The sequence below is a fragment of the Gordonia paraffinivorans NBRC 108238 genome (assembly GCF_000344155.1).
GTDB classification, from domain to species: domain Bacteria; phylum Actinomycetota; class Actinomycetes; order Mycobacteriales; family Mycobacteriaceae; genus Gordonia; species Gordonia paraffinivorans.
The window spans coordinates 111,833-122,135 of record NZ_BAOQ01000016.1; the positions used below are offsets into that span (position 1 = coordinate 111,833).

8 protein-coding genes are annotated in these 10,303 nt (G+C 69.7%); 3 read left to right on the forward strand and 5 right to left on the reverse strand.

The genetic code is table 11. From position 1 onward, the window contains the following. Positions 1–94: 94 nt before the first annotated feature. The 5 genes from GP2_RS09075 to GP2_RS09095 form a co-directional block, all read right to left on the reverse strand. Positions 95–1,102 (reverse strand): esterase-like activity of phytase family protein, encoded by a 1,008-nt coding sequence (locus GP2_RS09075; RefSeq protein WP_040526691.1) that lies wholly within the window; start codon positions 1,100–1,102, stop codon positions 95–97. Between the two features lie 62 nt (positions 1,103–1,164). Continuing rightward, positions 1,165–2,991: a phosphoenolpyruvate carboxykinase (GTP) gene (locus GP2_RS09080; protein WP_006900200.1), complete on the reverse strand. Its 1,827-nt coding sequence runs from the start codon at positions 2,989–2,991 to the stop codon at positions 1,165–1,167. 211 nt (positions 2,992–3,202) lie between these two features. Beyond that, the gene (locus tag GP2_RS09085) at positions 3,203–3,613 is read right to left on the reverse strand and encodes a DUF6802 family protein (RefSeq protein WP_006900201.1); all 411 of its coding nucleotides are present in this window, start codon (positions 3,611–3,613) and stop codon (positions 3,203–3,205) included. Between the two features lie 5 nt (positions 3,614–3,618). Then, complete coding sequence (locus GP2_RS09090) at positions 3,619–5,076, reverse strand: hypothetical protein (protein WP_006900202.1); 1,458 nt, start codon at positions 5,074–5,076, stop codon at positions 3,619–3,621. Then, a complete protein-coding gene (locus GP2_RS09095; RefSeq protein ID WP_247601398.1) occupies positions 5,073–5,972 on the reverse strand; it encodes a hypothetical protein in 900 nt (299 codons plus the stop codon). The genes GP2_RS09090 and GP2_RS09095 overlap by 4 nt, the downstream gene beginning before the upstream one ends. A gap of 180 nt (positions 5,973–6,152) precedes the next feature. Here GP2_RS09095 and trmB point away from each other — a divergent pair, with 180 nt between their 5' ends. From trmB to GP2_RS09110, 3 genes are all read left to right on the forward strand, one after another. Further along, complete coding sequence (trmB, locus tag GP2_RS09100; RefSeq protein WP_040526674.1) at positions 6,153–6,941, forward strand: tRNA (guanosine(46)-N7)-methyltransferase TrmB; 789 nt, start codon at positions 6,153–6,155, stop codon at positions 6,939–6,941. Beyond that, positions 6,938–7,603 carry an NYN domain-containing protein gene (locus GP2_RS09105; RefSeq protein ID WP_006900205.1) on the forward strand — a complete coding sequence of 222 codons (666 nt, stop codon included), beginning with the start codon at positions 6,938–6,940 and terminating at the stop codon, positions 7,601–7,603. The genes trmB and GP2_RS09105 overlap by 4 nt, the downstream gene beginning before the upstream one ends. A 239-nt stretch (positions 7,604–7,842) precedes the next feature. Beyond that, positions 7,843–10,303, forward strand: a 2,461-nt coding sequence (locus GP2_RS09110) for an MMPL family transporter (protein WP_006900206.1), incomplete at its 3' end; no start/stop codon positions are given.

Below are 10,303 nucleotides of genomic sequence, written 5' to 3' on the forward strand. Positions count from 1 at the left end.
GCCATCAGGTGAGTCCCTGACTTGACCCTGAAGCGACATTTGTCTCGATCGAGGTCTCTCGGGAACCCATCGGCCGCCGGGCGCTGCACGAACGCTACTTGGGGAGCTGCAACTCGAACGAGTGGACGCGGGTCGGCGATCCGGCGGTCTGCGACACGACGAGCACCGTCCGGGACCGGGCCTTGGCGAACGGGGTGTCGGGGTGCCAGTTGCCCCAGGCCAGCCCCGACATGTCACCGGCGGCCAGTCGCGGCGTCGCCGCGGTGCTGAAGACGCGACGCTTGGTCATCGCCTTCTCCTTGCCCGTCAGCTTGTGCTTGCCGGCGACGCCGGTGGCGCCACGGGTGGTGGCCCAGTAGATGCTCGCCAGTCGACCGGCGCCGCGTTCGAGGACGAGGAAGTCGGTGCCGTTGATCGCCAGCACGTCGGCGGCGACCTTGTCGGCGTCGGTCCGATAGACGAACTCGCGGTTGGGCTTGCCGAAGGTCAGCAGGCGTGCCGAGGTGCGTGCGTCCTGCTTGAGGCCGCCCGCGGTGATCACCGAAATCTGCCCCTGGGGGCCGACGGCGAGGCCGGTCAGGCCGCGCTGGCCGGCAACCCCGGACTTCGCCGCGGGGCGCCATGCGGCAGGCAGCGGCAGGTCGCGGATGAACTGTCCGATCGGACCGATCTGGCGGACGAACTGATTACCGCCGCCGCTCACGACGGTGTAGCCGCCGTTGCTCTTGCGGATGCCCTCGAACTGGGCGGTGCCGGGCAGCTGCGGGATGAACCAGGGACCGAGGACGGTGCCCCCGCCGGTGATGGCGGGGGAACCGACGAACGATGCGGTCTCCGAGGAGTACCCGATGTGCGCGTCGAAGAACCTCGGCGGCAGGGCGTCCTCGGCGATGAGGACGTACCGGCCGTTGCCGGTCCGGTCCAGTCCGGTGATCTGGTTGAACGTCGGGACGAAGGTTCCGAGCGACGTCGAGTCCGTGTAGAACGCACTGACGCCGGCACCGGAAGCCGGTGTGGCGGAAGCGGGTTGGACTCCGAGTGCCGAGGACAACCCCAGCACCAGAGCTCCGGCGATCGTGGCCCCCCACAGGCGTGGTCTCATGAGGGGCACGATACCTCACGCGTCACATCAGCCACATGTCGAACCGACGGACCGGTCACCGCTCAGCTCAGACGCTGCTTGAGACCCTCGAGCTCGTCACGCAGCGAGGAGGGCAGCTTCGGGCCGATGAACTCGAAGAGCTCCTCGATCGACGGGATCTCCTGGCGCCACTCGTCCGGGTTGAACGCCAACGCCTCGGCGACGTCCTCCGTGGCGACGTCCAGGCCGCTCACGTCGATCGCCTCCGGCTTCGCAACGATGCCGATCGGGGTCTCGATGCCCTCGGCCTCGCCCTCGATCCGACCGACGATCCACTTGAGCACGCGGCTGTTCTCGCCGAAGCCCGGCCACAGGAAGCGGCCGTCGTCGCCACGACGGAACCAGTTGACGTAGAAGACCTTCGGGAGCTTGGACTCGTCGGCGTTCTTGCCGAGGTTGATCCAGTGCTGCAGGTAGTCACCGACGTGGTAGCCCATGAACGGCAGCATCGCCATCGGGTCGCGACGCACGACGCCGACCTTGCCCTCGGCCGCGGCGGTCTGCTCGGAACCGACGGTGGCACCCATGAAGACGCCGGTCTGCCAGTCGCGGGCCTCGGTCACCAGCGGGACGGTGGTCTTGCGGCGGCCGCCGAACAGGATCGCCGAGATCGGCACGCCCTTCGGGTCGTCCCACTCGGGAGCGAGCGACGGGCACTGCGCGATCGGGGTGCAGTAGCGCGAGTTCGGGTGCGCGGCGGGACGATCCGAGTCCGGGGTCCAGTCGTTGCCCTGCCAGTCGGTCAGGTGGGCCGGGGCCTCGCCGTCGATGCCCTCCCACCAGATGTCGCCGTCGTCGGTCAGGGCGACGTTGGTGTACAGGGTGTTTCCGGCCTCGATGGTCTTCATCGCGTTCGGGTTCGAGTCGTAGCTCGTGCCCGGGGCGACGCCGAAGAAGCCGAACTCCGGGTTGATCGCGTACAGGCGGCCGTCCTCGCCGAAGCGCATCCACGCGATGTCGTCGCCGACGGTCTCGGCCTTCCAGCCGGGGATGGTCGGCTGCAGCATCGCGAGGTTGGTCTTGCCGCAGGCGCTCGGGAAGGCGGCGGCCACGTAGTAGACCTTGTTCTCCGGGCTGGTCAGCTTCAGGATCAGCATGTGCTCGGCCATCCAGCCCTCGTCACGGGCGATGACCGACGCGATGCGCAGCGCGTAGCACTTCTTGCCGAGGAGGGCGTTGCCGCCGTAACCCGAACCGAAGGACCAGATCTCGCGGGTCTCCGGGAAGTGGGTGATGTACTTCTCGGTGTTGCACGGCCACGGGACGTCCTTCTGGCCGGGCTCGAGCGGCGCGCCGACCGAGTGCAGCGCCTTCACGAAGAAGCCGTCGTCGCCGAGGATCTCCAGGACACGCGGGCCCACGCGGGTCATGATCTTCATCGACAGGACGACGTACTCGGAGTCGGTGATCTCCACGCCCAGCTTCGGGTCGTCGGAGTCGAGCGGGCCCATGCAGAACGGGATGACGTACATGGTGCGTCCGCGCATGCAGCCGCGGTACAGCTCGGTCATCGTGGCGCGCATCTCGTCCGGGGCGACCCAGTTGTTGGTGGGGCCGGCGTCCTCTTCCTTCTCCGAGCAGATGAAGGTGCGGGACTCGACGCGCGCGACGTCGGCGGGATCGGAGCTGGCGAGGAACGAGTTGGGCTTCTTCTCCTCGTTCAGCTTGACCAGGGTGCCGGCCTCGACCAGCTGAGTGGTGAGACGATCCCACTCCTCGTCGCTGCCGTCCGACCACACCACCCGGTCGGGCTGGGTCAGTTCGGCGACTTCGGCAATCCAGGCCAGCAGCCCCTGATGCTTGGTCGGAGCGTTGCTCGGGTCCAATCCGGGAATGGTGGCTGCGGTCATCGGTGGGGCCTCCTGGCGAACGTGTGACCAGCTGAGATGGTCACCTTTCAGTCGTCTGGTCATCCAGGATACGTGCACCGAGCGCCCGCTAGGTCGCCGGGGCTTGGACTGCGGTTTTTCCCACATTTCGCAGATCAGGACCAAAGTCCCTACTGCGTCAGGCCCTACTGCGTCGCCACAGTGGTGGGCGGCGCCTTCCCCCGAGCCGATGTCAGCCGATCCGCCCGGAGTCGCCCGGGATCCATCTCCCGGTCTCCGGATCGAGCACCGCCGAGCTGAACTCCCCGTCGGAGCCGATCTCGGTGATCTTGTCGACCTGGCCGTCGCGATCGCTGTCGGTGTAGACGGTGAACCCGTCCGGGCCGTTGCGGGTCAGGGAGTCGTTGACACCGTCGTCGTCGGTGTCCACCTCGGCCGGCCCGAGGTCCCAGATCCGCCCTTCCTCGTGCATCCACAGGTGATCGTCGAGATCGTCGGCGGGCGGTCCGGGGCGGATCGCGGCGACCGTCTCGAAGACCGGATCGAAGCCGATCGACCCGAGGGGATCGGTGTGCGCCTCACCGGGGTCGCCGGGTCCGCGGAGCGGTTCACCCGGACCGAGGCCGTCGAAGATCGAGTCCATCGGGTTCACCTGTTCCCATCGTCGTCGCCGGAGTCGTTCCCGCCGACCGGGTCGGTCCACATCCGGTCGACGAGAGCGGTCAGGTCGCGATGCACCGCCCGGGCACGCTCGGCCCGTTGCCGCTCCCGCCCGGCAACGGCGCCGCCGCGCAACCGCCGCACGGACTCGTCGATCCTGGCCACCTGCTCGTCGACGCGTCGCGCGCGTCGCTCGTACGCCCGGCCGATCTGGCCGGCGATGGCGGTCTCGGCCGCCGCGACCCGCAGGCCGAGCTGATGGTCGAGAGCAGCGCGCGCGGCCGCGAGTTGCTCGGCGTCGCGCGCCGCCCGCCCGGCCCGGTCGAGTGCGCCGCGTCGGACGCGGATGATCCAGGCCGCCACCGCCACCCCCAACAGCAATGTGAGCGGCATGCTGATCCACTGCAGGGTCTGCACCGACGCCATCGGGGCCACGACGAGGCGCCCCACGCCCAGGCCGGTCGACGCGCCGATGACGACCAGCAGCGCGTCCTCGGCACCGGTGCGACGGCGCCTCGCCGCCCCGTCGGCGGGCAGCGGGGTCTCGGTCCACGGCGGCCGCGCCGCCGGCTCGGGGTCGAGACCGACGAGCGTGGTCGCGGAGACCTCGTCGATCCTCTCGTCGGTGGCGCGTTGCAGGCGGGTGGACAGCTCCGACCAGCGCTGCTGCAGCCATTCCCGGTGCCGGGTGCCGGGCGCGGAGTCGGCGGCGAGCGCCGACAGTTCGCGGACCCCGGCGGTCAGGTCTGCCGCCGACTGGGCGCGGGCACGTGCCAGGCCGGCCCGCAGTGCGGCGAGCCGGTCCGGCCGTCCGCGGTCGCGTCCGGCAAGCAGCTCGCGACGCCGCGCGAGCAGGTCGTCGAGACCGTCTCCGTCCGCCGCCGCGGGGGCCTCCGGGCAGAGGAGGTGTTCGACGGCGCCGATGCCCGCGGACACTCGGGCGCGTGCGTCGCGCACGGTCGCCGGGGCGTCGAGCGCCTGCCGGATCCAGGAGATCAACTCGTCGACGCCCGATTCGTCGGCGGCGCCGCCGAGCGCCGCGGCCGCCGACACCCCGAAGACGGGCAGGGTGCCGAACGGGTCGAGGCTCTTGCGGTGGGCACGCACGACGCGCGGCCACTCCCAGAACGCGTCGATGCGGCTGCACACCAACGCGACGGTCCCGACGCGGGCTCGCGCACCGTCGAGCAGACGCTTCTCCTCCTCGCCCACCGACGACGACGGGTCGACGACGATCACGGCCACGCCCGGCGCCGGCCGATCGGCGGACTCCGCGGTGTCGCGGGCACGGAAATCGAGGTCGGCGGCGAGGGAACGACACGCCTCGACGAGGGTGCGGACCCCGACACCCTCGGTCCCCAGGACCAGCACCGCGTCGCCGGACCGTACCCGCCGTGCGTCGAACCCGGTGAGGTCACGGGCCGCGTCGAGGAAGTCGGCACTCATGCGACACCTCCCGTCGCGAGCAGCCGTTCCGCCCCGTCACGGTCCAGCCCCCGGGCCGCCGCGCGTTCGAGTTCGGCACGGATCTCGTCCTCGCGCCTGCGGCGGACCAGCGCCACCCGCTCACCGATGGGACCGGCCAGATCGTGCACACCGCTCAACGCATGCAGCGTCCGGTTGAGAGAAGCAGCGTCGGCGGCGTCGGACCCCTCCGCCAGCAGCGACAACGCCGTGTCGACGCCGAACGCGTCGATCCGTCGCAGCAGGGCCTCGCGGACGGCCCGTTCGGCCGATCCCGGGCGTCCCACGAGGAACCGGCCGGCCATCGAGGGCATCTCGGCGCCCGCGGCCGCCAGTTCCGTCAGCGCGGTGAACATCCGGTCGTCGAGGTCGGCGCAGGCGAGCAGCTGCGAGACGACGTGGACTGGGGTGCCCAGCCGCGTCGACCAGCGCCGGGCCACGGCGACCGCGGTGTCCCAGTCCGGATGGGTGTCGGCCTTGCCCAGGACGACGAGGGTGCGGTCGGCGGGAGCCGACCGCAGCAGGTCGTGGTCGGCGTGACGCGGCGGGCCCGCCAGCACGAGGACCCACAGGTCGGCGTCGGCGTCGGCCCCCGCCCCGTCCGCGGGTCCGGTCGCCGTGAGGCGCAGGCGCTCGCGCAGCGCCCGCACCATCGTGTCGCGGCCGGTTCCGGGGCGTCCGATGACGTGTGCGTGCAGCGGGCGCAGGAAGCGGCACCCGGCGGCGTCGAGGATCGGGACCAGCGGTGACGCCGGATCGACGAGACGGGCGAGTTCTCCTCGTTCGGCGGCGCCGGACAGCGCGGACGACGCGCCCGCGTCCGGCCACCCCTCGGGTGCCGGGCCGGCCGGCCTCACCACGCTGCCCCCACGACTCATGCCCTTCCCGGGCTCTGTCACCCGGCCGTTGTGCTGTCCTCGCCTGCGTGTTCCGCGGCTGGCCCGAGATTAATCGTGTTTCGCCCCACCGGCCGGTCGTCGTCCACACCCCCTGCCGACCCCGGTCGGCGGACAGAACTTTGCGGACACGATCACCCGCGACTTCGTGTGACGCCGTCCATGCGCAACGATGGAGCTGTGAACAACAGCGCTGACAGGTCGCGGCTGTACCCCCGCGTGACGAGTTTCCGTTTCCGCCGGGGCACCCTGACTGCCGGACAGCAACGCAACTGGGACAACCTCTGGCCCGTGCTCGGCCGAGACCTCCAGACCGGCGCCGAACGCATTCCCGAGCCGCAACTCGACCTCGACGCCCACTTCGGACGCACCGCCCCGAAGGTCCTCGAGATCGGCTCCGGCACGGGTGTGTCGACCGCGGCGATGGCCGCCGAGGAACCCGACGTGGACGTCCTCGCCGTTGAGGTCTACAAGCCCGGCCTCGCGCAGCTCCTCGGCCTCATCGGCCGCAACGGCCTGACCAACGTCCGCCTCATCCGCGGCGACGCGACGGTGGTGTTGCGGGAGCTCATCCCGTCGTCGAGCCTGACCGGGATCCGGCTGTTCTTCCCGGACCCGTGGCCCAAGAAGCGTCATCACAAGCGGCGTTTCGTCCAGACGGGCACACTCGAGTTGATGGCCGACCGCCTCGTCCCCGGCGGGGTGCTCCACATCGCGACCGACCACGCGGACTACGCGGAGTGGATCGCCGAGAAGCTCGCGACCCAGAACCCCGATCGTCCGCACGTCGTCCAGCTGACCCGCGAGTCCCCGATTCTGCTGGAACGCCCGACGACGAAGTTCGAGGGTCGTGCGGAGCAGGAGGGCCGGCGCGTCAACGAGTTCGTCTACACGCGACCCATCCCGCCGGCGTCCCCCTCCGGCGACGACCCCGACGGGAGCCCGTCATGACCCAGCCCACCTCGTTCGCCGAGACCATCTCCGGGCAGTCCGGCTCACGCCGCATGCTGCTGGTGTGGGACGCGCCCAACATGGACATGGGACTCGGAGCGCTGCTCGGGGGTCGCCCGACGGCGGCTCACCGCCCCCGTTTCGACGCCCTGGGGCGCTGGCTGCTGCATCGCACCGCCGATGCGTCCGCAAACGCGCCCGAGCAGGGCCAGATCGAGCCCGAGGCGACCGTCTTCACCAACATCGCCCCCGGCAGCGCCGACGTCGTGCGCCCGTGGGTCGACGCCCTGCGCAACGTCGGTTTCGCGGTGTTCGCGAAGCCCAAGCTGACCGACGACAGCGATGTCGACTCCGACATGCTCGACCACATCGAGCTCCGCAGGCACACTGTGGGTCTGGCCGGTGTGATCGTGGCGTCCGCCGACGGCCAGGCATTCCGCGAGCCGCTCCTCGAGGTTGCGGCCGACGGCGTGCCGGTCACCGTCATCGGATTCCGCGAGCACGCCAGCTGGGCGCTCACCACCGAGGGACTCGAGTTCATCGACCTCGAGGACATCCCCGGCGTGTTCCGCGAGCCGCTCCCGCGCATCGGTCTGGACTCGCTGCCCGACGACGGCGCCTGGCTCCCGCCGTTCCGGCCGCTCAGCGCGTTGTTGCGTTGACTGCGCGGACGGCGTCCGGGGCCGTGGGTCTGGTCACATCAGGGCCCGGTCACCGGGTCGCGGACCCCGACACCTCAGGGATCACTCAGGCAACGCTGTCAATATCTCTGCGAGAACTGAGAGAATCGCGACCGGTGCCGTCGGCCATCCCGACACGGTGCCGCCCGAGCGCAACGACGGCCTGACACACCGGCGAACCCGTCAGGCGCCCGACACGTCGCACACGAAAGGACATCAGCGTGTTCCGAGTCATCGGCACATTCGTGTACCGAATGCGCTTCCTCGTCATCGCGGTGATGATCGCCCTGATGGCGGGACTCGGGCTGTACGGTCTCGACCTCGGCAAGCATCTGAGTCAGAGCGGATGGTTCGACCCCACGTCGGAGTCCGACCTCGGCGCCCGCTACGCCGACAAGGCCCTCGGCCGCGACCACACGTCCGATGTCATCCTCCTGGTCACCCCGCCCGAGGGGACCCGCGTCGACGACCCCGAGTTCGGCAAGAAGGTCGAGTCCTTCGTCGAGGACCTGATCGCGACCCATCCCGACATCGTCGGCCGCAGCGACCCCGGCATGTACGACCCGTTCCTCGACCAGCAGCCGCAGGCCAAGAAGGCGCTGCAGGAGCGACTGTTCACCGAGGACGGCCGGCACGCGTTCATCTCGATCGGCGTGGCCGGCGAGGACGACACGACGGTCCTCGAGAACTACAAGACGATCGAGCCGTTCTTCTCCGACATCCCGGAGAGATTCGATCTCCCGGGCACCACCTTCGAGCTCGCCGGCCTGCAACCGGTGGCGGGCAGCATGGCCGACGGCATGGACAAGGACATCCACCGTGCCGAGGTGATCGCGCTGCCGGTGGTGGCGATCATGCTGTTCTTCGTGTTCGGCGGCGTCGTCGCCGCCTGCCTCCCGGTGCTCATCGGCGGTCTCACGATCGCCGGCTCGCTGGGCATCATGAAGTTCCTGGCGACCACCACCGAGCTGAACATCTTCGCGCAGTCGGTGGTGACGCTGATCGGTCTCGGCATCGCCATCGACTACGGCCTGTTCATCGTGTCCCGCTTCCGCGAGGAGATGGCGGAGGGTTATTCGACGCAGGCCGCGGTGCGCAGAACCGTCATGACCGCGGGTCAGACGGTCGTGTTCTCGGCGACGATCATCGTCGCCGCCCTGGCGTGTCTGCTGATCATGCCGCAGGGCTTCCTGAAGTCGGTGGCCTACGGCGCCATCAGCTCGGTGTCGCTGGCCGCGATCCTGTCGATCACCGTGCTGCCGGCGATCCTGGGCATCCTCGGCCCGCGTGTGAACATGCTGTCGATCAACACGCTCATGAACTGGACCGTGGTGCCGCTGACCCGCCGCTTCGCCGGTGACGAGCGTGCCGACAAGATCGCCGACCGCTTCAGCGGGCGGATGAAGTCCAAGAAGGAGATCGAAGAGGGCTTCTGGGGACGCCTGGCCACGTGGGTGATGAAGAACCCGGTGAAGACCGCGGTGCCCACGGTCCTGCTGCTGTTGGCGCTGATCATCCCGTTCGGCAGCATCCAGTTCGGCGGCATCAGCGAGAAGTACCTGCCGCCGGACAACCCGAACCGCGCCGCGCAGGAGAAGTTCGACGAGTACTTCCCCACCGAGCGCACCGAGGGCATCAAGCTGGTCATCGTCTACGACCAGACCAGCCAGGACGACCAGAACAAGCTCGACGCGATCGCGAAGCGGGCCGACCAGGTCCCGGGCTTCACCAACAAGTTCAGCGATCCCGACAAGGCGCAGTTCGGCTCGTACGACGAGGAGAAGTACCCGAACATCGGCGTCTACCAGGTGTCGGCGGGCCTGCAGGACCGCAACACCGCGGCCGAGGCGATCAAGCAGTTGCGCGCGATCGACACCGAGGGCCTCACGATGTACGTGACCGGCACCCCGACGCTGACGCAGGACTCGATCGACGCACTGATGAACCGGTTGCCGCTGATGGCGGTGATGCTGGTCCTCGTCACCGGCCTGCTGATGTTCCTGCAGTTCGGCTCGGTGGTCCTGCCCATCAAGGCCGCGCTGATGTCCGCGTTGGGCCTGGGTTCGACGCTGGGCATCCTGACCTGGATCTTCGTCGACGGCCACGGCTCGGGCATCGCCAACTTCACGCCGGGCCCGCTGTTCGCGGCGATCCTGGTCCTGATCATCGCGATCGTGTTCGGCCTGTCCACCGACTACGAGGTGTTCCTGCTCTCCCGCATGGTCGAGGCCAGACAGCGGGGTGCGAGCACCACCGAGGCGATCCGCAGCGGCACCGCGCACACCGGCGGCATCATCACCGCGGCGGCGGCGATCCTCGTGGTCGTGACCGGCGCGTTCGGCCTGTCCGAGATCGTGATGATGAAGTACATCGCCTACGGCATGATCGCGGCCCTCATCCTCGACGCCACGGTCATCCGCATGCTGCTCGTCCCGTCGGTGATGAAGCTGTTGGGCGACGACTGCTGGTGGGCTCCGCGTTGGATGCAGACCCTGCAACGCAAGATCGGCCTCGGCGAGACCGTCCTCGACGACGAACCCGACGAACAGCGCGATGCACGCGCCCATCGCGCGGTGAGCGCGGGCACCGTGGTCGCCGAGGCCCCGACCTCGGTGATGAAGGCCGCCCGCCCGCGCACCGCGGGTGCCGTCCCGCCGCGTCGCGGACCCGGCGGTGACCGCC